The sequence below is a fragment of the Pseudomonas nabeulensis genome, from assembly GCF_004682045.1.
Taxonomy (GTDB): domain Bacteria; phylum Pseudomonadota; class Gammaproteobacteria; order Pseudomonadales; family Pseudomonadaceae; genus Aquipseudomonas; species Aquipseudomonas nabeulensis.
On sequence record NZ_QUZT01000101.1, the window covers coordinates 1 to 16,188 of the forward strand.

Sequence of the window (16,188 nt, forward strand, 5' to 3'; positions counted from 1 at the left end):
AAGCCCCCTCCCACAATTGATCTCTATTTATCAGATAGAAAGTGCTCGTCCATCCATGCTGACGCGCCGCCAGCAGCGTCAACAGCAATGGCTTACGCCCAGGGTCTTCGAATAGAAAACGCGATCAACGTACCCTTGCTCTTTTTTGTAGTACCCCGGCAGTTCCCCTGAAAGTTCAAACCCACACGCTTCCAAAACCGCAATCCCCTGGGATTGAGTAGCAAGGTGAAAGTAGTACAACAATTCAATTCCCATGAACGTCGCCCTTTGCTCCAACTGCCTCACCAGTTCACAGCCTTCATCAAGACAACCAGGCAGCAAGCCAAATCGAATTTCCGCCACATGCCGTTCAATCCATCGCGGTCGACGCTCAACTTCACCTAATCCGACAATCACCGCCTCGTCATTCAACACACACAACGCAGCGACCTCTCCTGCTCGCTCTTTCTCGAGTAGCCCGTTGATCCATGCAACCTCCTTGTCATGGTCCAACTGCAGCGCATCTTCCGGCCGCTCGACACGCTCAGAATCCTGGTCGACTAGCTGGCAGAAAAAACGTAATAAAGCGTCTGCATCAGTGGGTGAAAGTTTTTCACACTTCATTTGCTGATCTCTCGTTAGGAGCCACCGTTAATATTCAGAGTGGGTCGTGCAGCCCCTAATAAACTTTACTTGGGCATTCTGAACTTTTATTTACCGCCCGGCCCCTCCCACATTTGGCCTGCATACATCAGGTAGAGGGTGGCTTTGGCATTTAACTTTAGGCGTCCCGTCAATCACGCTGGCTTAAGGCTCTTCACACTCGCAAACGTCGACTCACCCCGCGCCTGTTCCATCACGTTCATCGGCACGGGCGTCGGCAAGGCATGCAGGATCGGCTTGACCACGATAGACCGCTCGCTGTCGGTCACCGAGCGTTCATCACTGGGCGGCACGCCGAAGTATTCGCGGTAGCACTTGGAGAAGTGCGGCGTGGAGATAAAGCCGCACAGCACCGCCAGTTCGACGATGGAGATGGGGGTTTGCTTGAGCAGTTGCCGGGCGCGGATCAAGCGCAGTCGCAGGTAGTAGCGCGACGGTGAGCAGTGCAGGTACTTCTGGAACATGCGCTCCAGTTGCCGACGCGACAGCGCGACGTAGGCTGCCAGTTCATCCAGGTTGATCGGTTCTTCCAGGTTGGCCTCCATCAACGCGACGATTTCCTGCAATTTGGGTTGCTGGGTGCCGAGCATGTGTTTGAGGGGCACGCGCTGGTAGTCTTGTTCGTTGCGGATGCGCTCGTACACGAACATGTCCGATATCGCGGCCGACAACACATGCCCGTGATCACGGCCGATCAGGTGCAGCATCATGTCCAGGGGCGCGGTGCCGCCGGAGCTGGTGAAGCGGTCGCGGTCGAGGGTGAACAGGCTGGAGCTGACCGCCACCCGTGGAAAGGCTTCCTGCATGGCCGCCAACCATTCCCAATGCACGCTGCATTCAAAACCATCGAGCAGCCCGGCTCGCGCCAGCACAAAACTGCCGGTGCAGATGCCGCCCAGGCGCTTGGCATAACGTGCCTGGCTGCGCAGCCATTTGACCAGCTCGCGGGTAACGGTGCCCTGGATGCCGATGCCGCCGCAGACGATCACGGTGTCGGCAGGCGCCACGCTGAGGATCGAACCGTCCGGGGTGATGGGCACTCCGTCGCTGGCCCATACCGGGTTACCGTCGAGGCTTGCGGTGTGCCAGCGGTAAAGCTCCTGGCCCGACAGCTGATTGGCCATGCGCAACGGCTCGAGGGCCGAGGCCAGGGAGATCAGGGTGAACTGGTCCAGCAACAGGAAAATGAGGCTGTTGACCGGGCGCTCACTCATGGTTGTGACGCTGCCGCTACCGGCTTGGTTGCGCGTTCGGGATGCCGCGCGGTGAGCAGGCCGATCAAGGAAATCAGCAAGGCGAGGCTGAGGGTCGAGGACACTTCGAAACGGTGCTCGGGCGTCACCAGCATCACCGTCAATGCGGCGCAGATGAAGGCGATGACCAGCCAGGTCAGCCACGGAAACAACCACATCTTGAAGGTCAGCGGGACGTTGCGGCGCAACAGGATCTTGCGCATGCGCAGTTGTGAAACCGCGATCACCAGGTACACCAGCAAGGCGATGGCACCGGAGCTGGCAAGCAAGAACTGGAACAACCCGGCCGGCATGAAGTAGCTCAACAAGGTCACGCCAGCGCCCAGAATCGTACTGGCAATCACCGCCGCCCGGGGCACACTGGCCGCCGAGGTTTTCTTCAACATCGCCGGTGCATCACCGCGCTTGCCCAGGGAAAACAGCATGCGCGACGCAATATAAATCGATGAGTTCATGCAACTGGCCACGGCGATCAACACCACGATATCCACCAGCAGCTTGGCATGGGGAATGTTCATCAGCTCCAGGGCCCGTTGATAGGAACCGACCGAGGCCAGCAGCGGGTCATCCCACGGCACCACGGAGATCACCACAAAGATCGACAGCACGTAGAACACACCAATGCGCCACATCACCGAGCGGGTGGCACGGGCGATGTTCTGTGCCGGGTTGTTGGATTCGGCGGCGGCGATGGTCACCGCCTCCGTGCCGATAAAACTGAACATGATGGTGATGAACGCGCCGACCACCGCCGACAGTCCGTTGGGCGCAAAACCACCGTGATCCTGCATCAACTGGCTGAGGCCACTGGCCTCGCGCTCGGGCACCCACCCCATCAACACCGCAAAGCCCACGCCGATAAAGCCGATGATCGCCACCACCTTGGCCATGGCAAACCAGAACTCGAACTCACCGTACTTGGACACGCTGAACAGGTTGGTCACCACCAACAAAAAGATCGACAGCAAGGCAAATAGCCAAGCGTCGATCTGCGGGAACCATTGGTTGAGGATATGCCCGGCGGCCAGGGCTTCGATGGGGATCACCAGCACCCAGAACCACCAGTACAACCAACCGATGGTAAACCCGGCCCAGCGGCCGATAGCCTGGTCGGCGTAGGTCGAGAACGAGCCGGTGTCCGGGTTGGCCACCGCCATCTCGCCGAGCATGCGCATGACCAATACCACCAGCAGGCCGGAAAACAGATACGCCAACAACACCGCCGGCCCGGCCGCCGCAATCGCGTGCCCGGAGCCGACAAACAGCCCGGCGCCGATGATGCCGGCGATAGACAGCATGGTGACATGGCGCGGCTTGAAGCCCTGCGCCAACTGAGCGTTGGAGTTGCTTGGGGTCGGGCTATTCATTGGTTTCTTATTCTCGGTGATCGACGTCAGGGCGTACTGACTCAACAGTCAGGCGATCATCATTTTTTAATGATGGGTCACCTTACGCGGCCTGCGCGGGCCGAAAATAGCCTGGGTGCGGCAGGGATTGGTCTGATATCGACATCGGTCGCCGACTGAGCAACAGGGCGCCACCACGCTACCGGTCATCCTCTACGCACAAAATTGCACCAATAGTATGATAGCGTCGGCTCACCGCTAACTTTTCAAGGCGTACCTCATGGCTACCGTGCGAAAAACCATCACCGTGACAGACCAGCAGGATGGCTGGATAAAAGCGCAGATCGAAGCAGGCCACTACACCAACGACAGCGAGTACATACGTGACTTGATTCGTCGCGAGCAGGAGCGCAGCGCTGAAGTAGATGCTATCCGCGCAGCGTTGCTTGAGGGCGAGGCCAGTGGTAAACCCCGCGCGTTTGACCCGCAAGCATTCAAGAAGAGGATGCTGAACGTACATGGCTGAATATCGTCTGACGCCTGCCGCCGAGCGCGATCTTGAAGAGATCTGGGTTTACACCGCTCGGCAGTGGAGCGCAAAGCAGGCAAACCACTACATCGACCTGCTGACAACAGCATTTTCAGACTTGGCGCAGCACCCAAAAACAGCGCCCGCCTGTGACCATATTCGACTTGGCTATCGAAGACGAAGCATTGAGCAACATTCGATTTACTTCCAGATCACTGCCTACGGCGTTGCGATCATTCGTATCCTGCATGACCGAATGGACGCGCCTCGCACGCTCTGAGCGTTCTGCGCAAGCAAACGCGCACTTAAACATTCACGAATTCACAACCCCTCCAAGCTCCGGGATCATTGCGCCCCCACTGAAAACCCCGGCCTCACGATGAAACTGTTCGTCAGCTCCACCTCCCCATTCGCTCGTATCGTGCGCATTCTCCTGCAAGAGAAGCGCATCGCCCATGAACAGATCCTGGTAGATCCCTGGGCCTGCCCGCCCTGATCGAGGCCAACCCGGCCTGCAAGGTGCCGACGCTGGTGACGGGGAATTTGTCGATCAGCAACAGCCTGTTTATCGCGCAGTACCTGGAAAGTGCCTACCCGGACCGCGCCCTGCCAGCCGTCATGCCTGCCGAGTTGGCACAGACGGCGTTGGCCTTCGAGCTGATTGAGGCGTTTGCATCGATCATCATCGGGCGTCGGTCGCGGGATGACTTTGATGTTTCACCGGTGGGGCTGCGTCGTCGGGAGACGCTGGTTGAAGGCTTGCAACGGTTGAACAGCACTGCGCCTGTGTTTGATAACGACAGCATGCCGCGGATGGTGCATATCGTGGTGGTCGTGCTGGTGGACGCATTGCGGTTTCGCTTCGGCGATGCCGAGTGGATTCCTGATATCGCCAGGCTCGATGCGCTTTCCGGGCAGCTCAATCAACGACCGGCGTTTTTGACCACACGCCCACTTCTTTAACGACGAACGCAGTACCTGTGGCGAGGGAGCTTGCTCCCGCTGGGGTGCGAAGATGCCCTGAAAAAAGCCGGCTCCAGCTGCGCTGTCGAACGGGAGCAAGCTCCCTCGCCACAGCAAGCTCCCTCGCCACAGCAAGCTCCCTCACTACAGCAATTTCCATCGCCACAAAACGACCTACGCTGTCTTCCGTGCAGCCCTGACCAACCCATCCAACCAATCCTGATGCCCGTTGATCATCGGGTTGGGCCGCGCCACGGCAAGCTCCGCCGCCGGCTTACCCTTCTGGGTTTCCTGGGTCAGGATACGCACGCGACCTCCCGGCAAATCCTCGATCAACCACGCATGGTGCACATCCAGGCGAGTCTCGCCCTCACCGGCCCACCCGTGCCAGGCAATTCGCCCCGGCTGGTCGTCACTGGGCGGGACGTATTCGTTGCACTGCGCCTCTACGGGAAAACCGAAGGTTTCGAAGTAGAAGCGCAAGCCGTCATGCAGTTGCTCCGCGCAGTTTAACTGCACGTTGGCCGAGTTGGCGTAGTAGCTCGGCCATCTCGCGGCATGGCTCAACCACGGCCAGATATCGACAGCGCCGAGGCCTGCGACGATGACTTCATTGGAAGCAAAGTTTTCGGTAAAGCCGGGCACAAAGCCTTCGGGCCAGAAGATCTCGTTCATGTTGAATGCTCATGTTGAATGGACGGGCACCATGGTCGGTGCTAGCGTGAAATAACGCCAATCGCCATCTTTTATCCAAAGCATCATGAATCCTGATATCAGACACCTCGACTTCAATCTGCTCAAAACCCTCGATGCCCTGCTGGACGAGCGCAGTGTCACCCGCGCCGCGGAGCGTCTGTCCCTGACCCAACCCGCCGTGAGCGGCATGCTCACGCGCTTGCGCGAGAGCTTCGATGACCCCCTCTTCGTGCGTGCCCAACGCGGCATAGTGCCGACACTGCGTGCCGAGCAATTGGCCGGACCGGTCAAGCAACTGCTCAGCGATATTCAGCACCTGCTGCAACCCCAGGCGTTTGACCCGCTGACGGCAACCATGACGGTTTCGCTGGCCTCCACCGACTATGCGTTGCGCGCCGTGGTGGTGCCGTTTCTGCTGGCCTTGCGAACCCAGGCGCCGAATATTCGCGTCGCGGTGCAGCCGGTGGACGTCCAGCAATTACCCGCGCAACTGGACCGTGGCGATATCGACCTGGCTTTAGTCACGCCGCAAAGCACCCCGCCCGGCCTGCATGACACGACACTGTTCAACGAGCGCTACGTGTGCGTGATGCGCGCCGAGCATCCCGACGCACAGGGTGGCGCGTTATCGCTGGAGCGTTTTTGCGCCCTTGACCATGTGCTGGTTTCATCCTCCGGTGGCGCATTCGCAGGTGTGACCGATCAGGCGCTGGCCAGGGTCGGCAGGTCGCGACGCGTGATGCTTTCAGTGACGAGTTTCCTGGTGCTCCCCGAGATCCTGCGCAGCAGCGACCTGATTGCGGTGGTGCCCCGGCGCCTGGCGTCGCACGCCCAAGGGCTGGTGGTGCTTGAACCGCCACTTGAGATTCCGGGGTTTTGCAAGACGCTGGCCTGGCATGAGCGTACCCATCACGATCCCGGCCATCGCTGGCTGCGCACCTTGCTGATCGATCAACAATTATCGATGCCAACCTGATTGCCCATAGCGTTGCCGCCGTTACCGAAGTAACGGCCATGGACATCGAAAAACCGCCCCCCACTCAAATCCTGCGACGCCGGTTGAGCAACGGAATGGCCGTTTGCGGCGTCTCCACGCGCTGCACCTGTGTCTGCGTACACGCAGCCAGTTGCGCCAGGGTCGGCTGGCTGAATAGCGTGCGTGCGTCCACCTCCAGCCCGGCCTTGCGCATCCGTGCTACCAGGTTCACGGCCAGCAACGAATGCCCACCCAGTTCAAAGAAGTGGTCATGCCGCCCTACCCGCTCCAGCTTCAAGACCTGCGCCCAGATCTCGGCCATGAGGGTTTCAACTTCGCCTACCGGCGCCTGGTAAGCGCGGCTGACCACCGCATCCAACCCCGGTTCCGGCAAGGCCTTGCGGTCGAGTTTGCCCGCCGGGTTGAGCGGTAACGCATCAAGCTGCACAAAGGCTGCCGGCACCATGTACTCCGGTAATTGCTCCAGCACATGGGCACGCAACGCCTCTAACGCCGGTACATCCCCACGCGCGGTGAAGTACGCCACCAACCGCTCATCCCGAATCAACACCGCCACGTCCCGCAATGCCGGATGCGCCGCCAGTCGTGATTCGATTTCTCCCAGCTCCAGGCGCACGCCGCGCAGTTTGACCTGGAAGTCATTGCGCCCCAGGAACTCCAGGTTGCCATCCGGCAGGTAGCGCACCAGGTCGCCGGTGCGGTACAGCCTGTCCCCTTGAACGAACGGGCTGTCGATAAACCGCTCCGCCGTCATCTGTGCAAGCCCCAGGTAACCCCGGGCCACGCCCACCCCGCCGATATGCAACTGGCCGCTGACGCCCATCGGCACCGGCGCGTCGTGTTCGTCCAGCACATACAGGCGTGTGTTGTTGATCGCCCGGCCAATCGGCAGTTGCAACGCGGGCACCGGCGCAGCGGGTTCCAGGGTCCAGGCACTGCTGTCCACCGTGGCTTCGGTGGGGCCGTAGACGTTATGCAGGCGCACCTTCGGCAAGCGCGCCTGGACGCCGCGGGCCAGGGTTTCGGTGAGTTCGCCACCACCGCAAAGGATGTCGGTGAGGCTGGTGCACAGGGCTGATTCTTCCAGCTCAAGAAACTGCTGCAACATCGCCGGCACGAACTTGATCACGGTGATCTGCTGCTCGCGAATTACTTGCGCCAGGTACGCCGGCTCACGATGCCCATCGGGCCGCGCCAAGACCAGGCGCATGCCATTGGTGAGCGGCCAGAACAGCTCCCACACCGAGCCGTCGAAGCTGAACGGCGCCCGTTGCAACAGCGCACCGCCCTCGGCGTTGGGGCACAGTTGCGACCCCCAGTGCATCAGGTTGCCCAGGCCGCGATGCTCGATCATCACGCCCTTGGGCGTACCGGTGGAGCCCGAGGTGTACATCACGTAGGCCAGGTTGGCGACGGTCAGCCCCGGCACCAGCGGGTTGCCGAGGGGTGCCTGGCTCCAGGTGCAGTGGTCGAAGTCGATCAGCGGGAGCGAGACATCCTCCACCAGATGCCGAGTCGCGGCGTGCACCAAGAGCGCCACGGGTTGGCTGTCCTGGAGCATGTAGGCAAGGCGTTCGCGGGGATAACCGGGATCCAGCGGCACATAAGCGCCACCGGCCTTGAGGATGGCCAACAGACCCACCACCAGATCCAGGCCTCGCTCCACACACAGCGCCACGCGGGCGTCCGGTTGCACACCGCGTTCACGCAGGTGGTAAGCCAGCTGGTTGGCGCGCTCGTTGAGTGCGCGGTAGCTCAGTTGCAGCTCGCCGGCCTGCACGGCGATGGCATGGGGGATATGCCGCGCATGGGCTTCGAACAGCGCCTGCACGGTGAGGGTGTCGGGGTATTCGGTCGCGGTGGCGTTGAAGTCCACCAGCAAGGTATTCAGTTCGTCGGCAGGGACAACCTGCACCGCGCGCAACAGCGTATTCGGCGCCTGTTCCAGGACGTCCGCCAAATGCACCAGTGCGGTGTGGAGGTAATTCAGCAGGCGCTCGGCACCAACCTTGCGCGGCGCCTTGGCCTTGATCAGGAAGCCATTCGCGGTATCGTCCACGCTGAGCATCAGCGGGTAACTGAGGATGTCGTCGCTGCTGAGCAAAGCGATGCCTGGTATCAACGTCAGGTCGCGTTCGGCGTCGGTATGCCGGTAATTGAGCAGGCTGTTGAACAGCGGCGATGCGCTGGCGCAACGTTGGGCCAGCGCGAGAGACGCCTGTTCGTGAGCGAGCAAGGCGCTCAGTCGGCGATGGGTCTGGCTGAGTGCATCGGCTACATTCTGCCCGGACAATTGCAAGCGCAACGGCAGTGTGTTGATGAACATGCCCAAGGCCCGGTCCGCACCCTCACCCGCTTGCAGGCGGCCCAGCAGGACGGTGCCGAACACCACATCTTCGCGGCCGGCGACACGGCTGAGCACCTGCGCCCACGCCAAGTGAAACAGGCTGGCCGCCCCCACACCCAGCGTACGTGCCTGAGCACGCAGGCGCTGATTGAGGCTATCGTTCAGCGCACAGTGGGCCTCTTCGGTGTGTGCCCGATCCGCCTGCCGCTCCTGCAAGCCGAAGGCCAGGGTCGGCTCATCCACATCGCCCAATTGCTCACGGAAAAACGCTTCGTGCGCCGCCAGCCGCGCCGGTGAACGGGCCTGCACCACCACATTGCGATAGGGCACCGGCGTGGGCAATTGCGCCTGCTCGCCAAGCAAGTGGGCGCGGATTTCATGCATCAGAATCGTGGTGGAGGTGGCGTCGTTGACCAGGTGATGAAAGCGCAGTCGGGCGATCCAGCGCTGCTGCTGCGGCTCCTCGGCATAGTCCAGTGCCATCAGCGGGGCCTGGCGCAAGTCCAAGGGTTGATCGCCCTCGCGCAGCGGCTCGACGCGCAGTTGCGCCCGGCGCCATACCACCTGCACCGGTTGTTCCAGGGCCTCCCAGGCCAGGCTGGTGCGCAGGATATCGTGACGGTCGATCACCTGTTGCAGGGCCTGGGCGAAGGCGTCCAACTGGTCGCGACCGGCGAAGCTGAACAGTGCCTGTTGTTGATACGGATCGCGCGCATCGGTGAGGTGGTGGTAGAGCAAGCCCTCCTGCAGGGGCGCCAGGGGGTAGATGTCTTGCACATTCGCCGCGCCGCCGGGGATGGTCGCGACGATGCGCTCGCGGCTGGCGGGGTCCAGGTCGGCCAGGTCTGGCGCGTCCTGCGCGTTCAACGCACTCGCCGCCGCCAGCGCCGCCAGCGTGGGCTGGCCGAACAGCACTTGCACATCGGCGTGCAGGCCGACCTGGCGCATGCGCTGCACCAGTTGCACCGCCATCAACGAATGCCCGCCCAGTTCGAAGAAATGGTCGTGACGCCCGACCTGCTGCACCTGCAGCAACTCGGCCCAGATCTGCGCCAGGGCGGTTTCCGCGCCGGCATGCGGCGCCTCATACAGGCGGGTGACAAAGGCGTCCTGGCTCGGTGCGGGCAGCGCCTTGCGGTCGAGCTTGCCATTGGCGGTCAGGGGCAACGTGTCCAATTGCATATAGGCTGCCGGCAGCATGTAGTCCGGCAAGGAGGCTTGCAGATGGCTGCGCAAGGCGTCGAGGGCCAGCGGTTGGCGCGGGACGAACCAGGCCAGCAACTGCCCGTCGCGATACTGCACCACCGCGTCCTGCACCTGCGGATGGGCGGCCAGGGCCGATTCGATTTCCCCCAGTTCGATGCGCATGCCACGGATTTTCACCTGGTCATCATTGCGTCCCAGGTATTCCAGGTTGCCGTCCGGCAGCCAGCGCGCGAGGTCGCCGGTGCGGTACAGGCGCCCCCCGGTGAAGGGGTCGTCGAGAAAGCGTTCGGCGGTGAGTTCGGGGCGGTTCAGATAACCGCGCGCCACGCCCTTGCCGCCGACGTAGAGCTCCCCCGCGACACCGATGGGCACGGGTCGTTGCTGGTCATCCAACAGGTACACCGTGGCATTGGCGATGGGCGCGCCGATGTGCAACGGCTGTCCCACCTCAACCCGCCCGGACGTGGCAACCACCGTGGCTTCGGTGGGGCCGTAGTTGTTGATCACCGCGAAGGTCTGCGCCTGGGTGAACGAGCGCAGACGGTCGCCGCCGATCAGCAAGGTGCGCAGGGTCGGGTGGTGCAGGCCTTGGCTGAACGCGTATTCAGCCACCGGCGTGGGCAGGAAGCTCACGTCTAACGGCTGGGTGCGCCACCAGTGCAGCAACGCGTCGATGTCTTCGGCGCCGTCATGGGCCGGTGGCAAATGCACGGTGGCGCCGACGCAGAGTGCCGGCCAGACCTCCCACGCCATCGCATCAAAACCAAAACCGGCGACGCTGGCCGTGTGGCTGCCGGCATGCAGGTCGAAGGCCTGGCAGTGCCAGTCCACCAGGTTCGACACGGTGTGGTGCTCGACCATCACCCCCTTGGGCAACCCCGTAGAACCGGAGGTGTAGATGACATAGGCCAGGTCCGATGAACTGCTGGCCACGCGCGGGTTGGTGTTGGGGTGGGCCGTCGGTTGACCAAGCTCGATCACCGGCACCTCCAGTGCGGGCAGGCGATGCAACAACGCCGGCTGGGTCAGCACCACCACCGGGTGGCTGTCTTGCAGCAGATAGTTCAGGCGTTCGGCGGGATGGGCCGGGTCCACCGGGACGTAGCAGGCGCCGGACTTGAGGATCGCCAGCAGGCCGACCAGGGTATCCAGCCCGCGCCGCGCCAGGATCACCACGCGGTCGTCGGCCTGTACACCCTGCTCCAGCAACTGATGCGCGAGGACGTTGGCCTGCTGGTTCAACTGGGCATAGCTCAGTTGCCGCCCCTGGTACACCGCCGCCACCGCCTGCGGCGTGCGCGCTGCCTGGGCTTCGATGCGCGCGTGCAGGGTATGCGGTTGCAGATTGGGCTGGGCAGTGGCGTTCCACTGCTGCAACCGGGCCTGTTCGGTGGGCGTCACCAGGGAGAACTCAGCCAGCTTGAGCGCGGTGTCTTCCAACCCCTGCTCCAGCAGCCAGGTAAACCGTTGGGCCGAGGCCGACACCTCGTCGTGCTGGAAGTACGCCTCGTTGTACACGCAATGCAAATGCGCGGTGCCCTGGGCACGGTTGCTGCGCAAGTGGACGGCCAGCGGCAGCGGTTCGTGGTGGTTGGACACCTTGATCGCATGGGCCTGGGTGGTGCCGTAATGCAGGGCATGCTCGTCCTGTTCGAAGGACACCGACAGGTCGAACAATTGGCCCCGATCCGTACGGCGCAGACCGAGTTCGCGGTTCATCTCGCTCAACGGGAAACGCTGGTGGCGAAAATCCTGTTTGAGCTGGTTACGCACCCCGCGCACCAGCGCGCTGAACGGCAGCTGTTCATCGAACTGCAAGCGCACTGCGCTGACCTGGGTGAACAAACCCACCGTGGCGCGAAAGCCCGCATTGGAACGGTTGAGAATCGGCAGCCCCACCACCCAATCCGAACGCTGGGCGGTGCGGGTGAAATACACATACATCGCCGCCAGCAGCACATGGAACGCCGAAGCCTGGTAACGGCTGGCGACGTGTTCCATGCGGTTGAGCAAAGCCATGGAAAAGGGTTGGACCAGGGTGTTACTCGTTGCGTCGCCCGTATGCCGAGGCGCGAGCAATGGCTCGGGCAGCACCTGGTACTTGTCCAGCCAATAGGCGCGGTCGCGGGCATAACGGGCCGATTGGTGGTAGCGCTGGTCGGCGTGGATAAAGTCGACATAGGACGGGGCCTGCGCCTGCGGTTCCAGGCCCTGTTCCAGCGCAGTGTAGAGCTGGGCAAGGGATTGCAGCATCTGGGCAAAGCCCCAGCCGTCGAGGATCAGGTGATGCGCCTGGGTGCCGAGGCGATAGTGGTTGGCATGCAGCTTGACCAGGAAGAACCGGAACAGCGGCGCGCCGTGCAACGCATACGGCTGGGCCATTTGCGCCTGCATCAAGGCTTGGCTGGCGGCCTGGGGATCGGTGTGGGCGGACAGGTCATGCAGCGGCATCTCCACCGCCACCTGGGCCGCGAAAACCTGCCGAGGCAAGCCGTCGGCATCGCTGAGCAACCGGGTACGCAAGGCATCGTGCCTGGCTACCAGGTGTTCGACCGCGAGCTGCATCAACGTGGGTGCCACTGGGCCGTCGAAGTCGACATAACCGCCGATGTTGTACAGCGGCGAATCACCTGCGCGCAGTTGATCGAGCCAGATGTCATGTTGCGCGGCAGTCAGGGGGTAGCTGGCCGGCAGGCAGGAAGATTGCTTCATAAGATCCTTCTCATGGGGGGCTGGCACTGGCCGCGCAGGGTGGCCCATTACGCCGAATGTGGCGGATTTGAGCATGGGGGTGGGGAGCGGTCTGACACCTGAAACCCGGACATCCAAATGGATGGAACCGGGCTTGGCTGATGGTTCACTGCTGAAACGATTAAAGCGCTGTAGGAGATTCGCTATATCCAGCCGATGTCGTTTTTTCATCCAGAGTTTTAAAAATGTATTTTTATGTTTTTTATCAACTAGTTAACTCACTCTAAAAACTAATTCCGGTTTTGCCTGGCTGGTTTTATGCCCTGGAAACGTCGAATTAATGACGCTGTTTTTATGGCAGCGTGTGTCCCACGTTTCCGCTACATACGTAGGACAAATCCCCTGACTAAATAGGATTTCGGGTGCCGACTCAGGGAGTTCGTAGACGGTTTTCGACATCAAGGATGAGATGGCTATGAGTTTGACCAGCAGTATTGCCAACACGGAAAGCCCGCATTTTTATGCCGAAATGGGCGAACTGATCGCCAACAGTGGCCACGCGGATTTTGCCGCCCACATGCTGCACCTGGTGGGTAAATGGGTGCCCATCCACTGGGTGGATCTGAGCGAATGGACCCTGGACGAGCTGCGCGACCGGGTGCTTGATATCAAGCTGCTGGGCAGTGCCGGCCACAAGCAGGACCTGCCCCTGGCGCCGCACTCCATGGACGATCCACCGCTGCTGCGGGAGATGCTGCGCATGCAGGACCCGCTGCTGATCCAGCTCAAGCGTGGCACCTCGCACCAGTGCAATCTGGTGTCGCGCCAGGGCAATCGACGCTGTGTGATTTCGTTTTATCGGCCCTCGAGCCAGCGCGGGTTTTGCCTGGCGCAATTGTCGTTTCTCAAGAGCCTGTCGGACACCCTGCTGCCCCTGATCGAGTGCCATGCCCAAAGCCTGCGCCAGGCGCCGCACACCGAAACCGCACCGGCCCACACCTTGTTGGAGCAATCCCAATTGCAACGTGAGTTCTATAAACGCTTGTCCCTGGGTGAGATCACCCTGTCGGCGCGGGAACAGGAGGTGTGCCTCGGTTTATTGACCGGCGGCACCGTGCCGCAGATGGCCGAGAAACTCAGTGTGAAGAACAGCTCCATCGAGACCTACCTCAAGCGCGCCGCTGCCAAGTTGGGCGTGAGTGGTCGTCACGGGCTGGCCAAATGGATGGTGGGGGCTTGATGAAAACACTCAGTTCCCTTGCGATGGCTTGCCTGCTGGGGGGGTGCTCGCTGATCCCGGACTACCAGCGCCCCGCAGCGCCAGTACCGGCGCAGTATCCCCAGGACGGTGTGTACGCCCGGGCAGACGCCGGCAGTGCGGACTGGCAAACGCTGTTTCGCGACCCGGCCCTGCAACAGCTGATTGGCGATGCCCTGCTCAATAACCGCGACCTGCGGGTGGCCGCGCTGAACGTCGAGGCGTTCCAGGCGCAGTACCGCATCCAGCGTGCCGACCTGTTCCCCGCGGTGTCTGCCGATGGCGCCGGCAAGCGCCAACGGCTGCCGGGGGATGTCACCGGCACCGGCAAGCCCGCGATCACGTCCAGCTATTCCGCCACCTTGGGCATCAGCGCCTATGAACTGGATTTGTTTGGCCGCGTGCGCAGCCTCAGCGAACAGGCGATGCTCACCTACCTGGGCACCGAAGAGGCCCGGCGCAGCACGCAATTGAGCCTGGTAGCCAACGTCGCCAACGCCTACCTGACCTGGCGCGCCGACCAGGAACTGCTGGCCCTGGCCCAGCAGACCCTGGTGGCCAACGATCACAGCTGGCAGTTGACCAGCCGCAGCAAAACCGCCGGCAAGGCCTCGGCGCTGGACGTGGTGCAAGCCCGCACCAGCGTCGAAAGCACCCGCGCCAGCGTGGCCCGTTACGAACGCCAGGTGGCCCAGGACCTGAATAACCTCGCGTTGCTGGTGGGCAACCCGGTGGATGAACGCCTGCCAGCCCGCCCTATTGCCGACGACCTGGTGGCCCGCCTGCCCGCCGGCCTGCCCTCGGACCTGCTGCAACGCCGCCCGGATATCCTCCAGGCCGAGTACCAACTGCGCGCCGCCAACGCCAATATCGGCGCGGCGCGTGCTGCGTTTTTTCCTTCGGTGAGCCTCACCGCCAACGCCGGCAGCGCCAGCACCGAACTGTCCGGGTTGTTCAAAGGCGGCTCGGGCACCTGGACGTTCCAGCCGCAAATCAACCTGCCGATCTTCAACGCCGGCAACCTGCGCGCCAGCCTCGACTACGCCAAGCTGCAAAAGGACATCACGGTGGCGCAGTATGAAAAGTCCATCCAGACCGCCTTCCAGGAAGTCGCCGATGGCCTGGCGGCACGGCAGACCTTCACCGACCAACTAGATGCGCAACGGGATTTCGTCGCTGCCAACCAGGCGTATTACGACCTGGCGCAGCACCGCTATCGCAGCGGTGTGGACAGCAACCTGACGTTCCTGGATGCGCAGCGTGCGCTGTTCAGCTCGCAGCAAGCGCTGATTGTCGACCGCCTGGCGCAGTTGGTGGCGGAGGTGAACCTGTACACGGCGCTGGGAGGATCGTGGGACCTCGCTGGACCACCTTGGCTGGGTGGCAAAGCCGCCCCCACAGTCTCCCTGCAATAACACGACAACCTTGTTGGGCCCACTGCCGTGTAGTGAGCGGGCTTGCCCCGCGCTGGGTGGCGCAGCCGCCCCAACCCGTACACCTCGGTCATCCTGATATACCGCAGTGGCCTTCTTGGGGCCGCTTCGCAGCCCAGCGCGGGGCGAGCCCGCTCACTACAAACATCCAGTAACCATGTGGATCAGGGCGGGCTTAAATCGGTGAGCTAGCGTTAGTGTTCTCAGGACTTTCTTAGGAACAACGGATTGCGCTCAACACCTCAAACCCATCGCCTGCGTCACGGTCGTTATTCGGAGCTTGGCCGTAGCTATCTCATCACCATCGTCGTTCATCAGCGTCAGCGTTTGTTCACCGACTTATTTCTGGGGCGTTTGTTGGTAGCCGAGCTTCGGCAGGTTCATGAACGTGGCTGGGTCGACTCTGTGGCGTGGGTCATCATGCCTGACCACATCCACTGGCTGTTTGAGTTGAAGCAGCAGACGTTGGCCGATGTGGTGCGGTGTATCAAGTCGCGCAGCACGTTGACGATCAATCGGCGTCGCCAATGTAAGGAGCGTGTCTGGCAACCGGGCTATTACGATCGAGCCGTGCGCGTGGAGGACGATATTCGCACGATGGCGCGTTACATCGTGGCCAACCCATTGCGCGCTGGTTTGGTTGACCGAGTAGGCAATTACGCTCTTTGGGATGCTTCCTGGCTCTGTAGTGAGCGGGCTTGCCCCGCGCTGGGCGGCGCAGCCGCCCCAATCCATACACCTCGGTCATCCTGATACACCGCATCGACCTTGTTGGGGCCGCTTCGCAGCCCAGCGCGGGGCGAGCCCGCTCACTACAAGGTGTTCCA

The 16,188-nt window shown here is 62.0% G+C and carries 12 protein-coding genes and 1 pseudogene; 8 read left to right on the forward strand and 5 right to left on the reverse strand.

All coding sequences use genetic code 11. The annotated features are described in order from the left end of the window. Positions 1–78: 78 nt before the first annotated feature. The 3 genes from DYL61_RS29630 to gabP all read right to left on the reverse strand — a co-directional run bounded on the left by DYL61_RS29630 (position 79) and on the right by gabP (position 3,262). Positions 79–603, reverse strand: coding sequence for a GNAT family N-acetyltransferase (locus DYL61_RS29630; protein ID WP_135311322.1), 525 nt, complete (start codon positions 601–603; stop codon positions 79–81). A 173-nt stretch (positions 604–776) separates the two neighbouring features. Further along, positions 777–1,856: a choline metabolism transcriptional regulator GbdR gene (gene gbdR, locus DYL61_RS29635; protein WP_135311323.1), complete on the reverse strand. Its 1,080-nt coding sequence runs from the start codon at positions 1,854–1,856 to the stop codon at positions 777–779. Next, complete coding sequence (gabP, locus tag DYL61_RS29640) at positions 1,853–3,262, reverse strand: GABA permease (RefSeq protein WP_135311324.1); 1,410 nt, start codon at positions 3,260–3,262, stop codon at positions 1,853–1,855. The genes gbdR and gabP overlap by 4 nt, the downstream gene beginning before the upstream one ends. 259 nt (positions 3,263–3,521) lie before the next feature. On the opposite strand from gabP, the gene DYL61_RS29645 reads away from it, so the two are divergent. The 4 genes from DYL61_RS29645 (at position 3,522) to DYL61_RS29655 (ending at position 4,733) form a co-directional block, all read left to right on the forward strand. Continuing rightward, the gene (locus DYL61_RS29645) at positions 3,522–3,767 is read left to right on the forward strand and encodes a type II toxin-antitoxin system ParD family antitoxin (protein ID WP_105698005.1); all 246 of its coding nucleotides are present in this window, start codon (positions 3,522–3,524) and stop codon (positions 3,765–3,767) included. Then, positions 3,760–4,050 carry a type II toxin-antitoxin system RelE/ParE family toxin gene (locus DYL61_RS29650; protein WP_135311325.1) on the forward strand — a complete coding sequence of 97 codons (291 nt, stop codon included), beginning with the start codon at positions 3,760–3,762 and terminating at the stop codon, positions 4,048–4,050. The genes DYL61_RS29645 and DYL61_RS29650 overlap by 8 nt, the downstream gene beginning before the upstream one ends. Before the next feature lie 99 nt (positions 4,051–4,149). Next, positions 4,150–4,266 carry a glutathione S-transferase N-terminal domain-containing protein gene (locus DYL61_RS31440; RefSeq protein ID WP_193559469.1) on the forward strand — a complete coding sequence of 39 codons (117 nt, stop codon included), beginning with the start codon at positions 4,150–4,152 and terminating at the stop codon, positions 4,264–4,266. Positions 4,267–4,289: 23 nt separating this feature from the next. Next, positions 4,290–4,733, forward strand: coding sequence for a maleylacetoacetate isomerase family protein (locus tag DYL61_RS29655; RefSeq protein ID WP_167498015.1), 444 nt, complete (start codon positions 4,290–4,292; stop codon positions 4,731–4,733). 174 nt (positions 4,734–4,907) lie between these two features. On the opposite strand, the gene DYL61_RS29665 is transcribed toward DYL61_RS29655, so the two are convergent. After that, positions 4,908–5,408 carry an SRPBCC family protein gene (locus DYL61_RS29665; RefSeq protein ID WP_135311328.1) on the reverse strand — a complete coding sequence of 167 codons (501 nt, stop codon included), beginning with the start codon at positions 5,406–5,408 and terminating at the stop codon, positions 4,908–4,910. Between the two features lie 85 nt (positions 5,409–5,493). Here DYL61_RS29665 and DYL61_RS29670 point away from each other — a divergent pair, with 85 nt between their 5' ends. Continuing rightward, positions 5,494–6,405: a LysR family transcriptional regulator gene (locus DYL61_RS29670; protein ID WP_135311329.1), complete on the forward strand. Its 912-nt coding sequence runs from the start codon at positions 5,494–5,496 to the stop codon at positions 6,403–6,405. 64 nt (positions 6,406–6,469) lie between these two features. Here DYL61_RS29670 and DYL61_RS29675 read toward each other — a convergent pair whose 3' ends face one another. Then, a complete protein-coding gene (locus DYL61_RS29675) occupies positions 6,470–12,691 on the reverse strand; it encodes a non-ribosomal peptide synthetase (protein ID WP_135311330.1) in 6,222 nt (2,073 codons plus the stop codon). 454 nt (positions 12,692–13,145) lie between these two features. Here DYL61_RS29675 and DYL61_RS29680 point away from each other — a divergent pair, with 454 nt between their 5' ends. The 3 genes and pseudogenes from DYL61_RS29680 to DYL61_RS29690 all read left to right on the forward strand — a co-directional run. Beyond that, complete coding sequence (locus DYL61_RS29680) at positions 13,146–13,910, forward strand: helix-turn-helix transcriptional regulator (RefSeq protein ID WP_135311331.1); 765 nt, start codon at positions 13,146–13,148, stop codon at positions 13,908–13,910. Continuing rightward, positions 13,910–15,343: an AdeC/AdeK/OprM family multidrug efflux complex outer membrane factor gene (adeC, locus tag DYL61_RS29685; protein WP_167498016.1), complete on the forward strand. Its 1,434-nt coding sequence runs from the start codon at positions 13,910–13,912 to the stop codon at positions 15,341–15,343. The genes DYL61_RS29680 and adeC overlap by 1 nt, the downstream gene beginning before the upstream one ends. A gap of 246 nt (positions 15,344–15,589) precedes the next feature. After that, positions 15,590–16,045: pseudogene (locus DYL61_RS29690) on the forward strand (REP-associated tyrosine transposase); the annotation flags it as partial. Positions 16,046–16,188 lie beyond the last annotated feature (143 nt).

Excerpts from the sequence above, each read along its gene's own strand:
- gabP (WP_135311324.1), bottom strand. The coding sequence starts at position 3,262 with ATGAATAGCCCGACCCCAAGCAACTCCAACGCTCAGTTGGCGCAGGGC.
- DYL61_RS29680 (WP_135311331.1), top strand. The coding sequence starts at position 13,146 with ATGAGTTTGACCAGCAGTATTGCCAACACGGAAAGCCCGCATTTTTAT.
- DYL61_RS29670 (WP_135311329.1), top strand. The coding sequence starts at position 5,494 with ATGAATCCTGATATCAGACACCTCGACTTCAATCTGCTCAAAACCCTC.
- DYL61_RS29650 (WP_135311325.1), top strand. The coding sequence starts at position 3,760 with ATGGCTGAATATCGTCTGACGCCTGCCGCCGAGCGCGATCTTGAAGAG.
- DYL61_RS29665 (WP_135311328.1), bottom strand. The coding sequence starts at position 5,408 with ATGAACGAGATCTTCTGGCCCGAAGGCTTTGTGCCCGGCTTTACCGAA.
- DYL61_RS29645 (WP_105698005.1), top strand. The coding sequence starts at position 3,522 with ATGGCTACCGTGCGAAAAACCATCACCGTGACAGACCAGCAGGATGGC.
- DYL61_RS29630 (WP_135311322.1), bottom strand. The coding sequence starts at position 603 with ATGAAGTGTGAAAAACTTTCACCCACTGATGCAGACGCTTTATTACGT.
- gbdR (WP_135311323.1), bottom strand. The coding sequence starts at position 1,856 with ATGAGTGAGCGCCCGGTCAACAGCCTCATTTTCCTGTTGCTGGACCAG.
- adeC (WP_167498016.1), top strand. The coding sequence starts at position 13,910 with ATGAAAACACTCAGTTCCCTTGCGATGGCTTGCCTGCTGGGGGGGTGC.
- DYL61_RS29675 (WP_135311330.1), bottom strand. The coding sequence starts at position 12,691 with ATGAAGCAATCTTCCTGCCTGCCGGCCAGCTACCCCCTGACTGCCGCG.
- DYL61_RS31440 (WP_193559469.1), top strand. The coding sequence starts at position 4,150 with ATGAAACTGTTCGTCAGCTCCACCTCCCCATTCGCTCGTATCGTGCGC.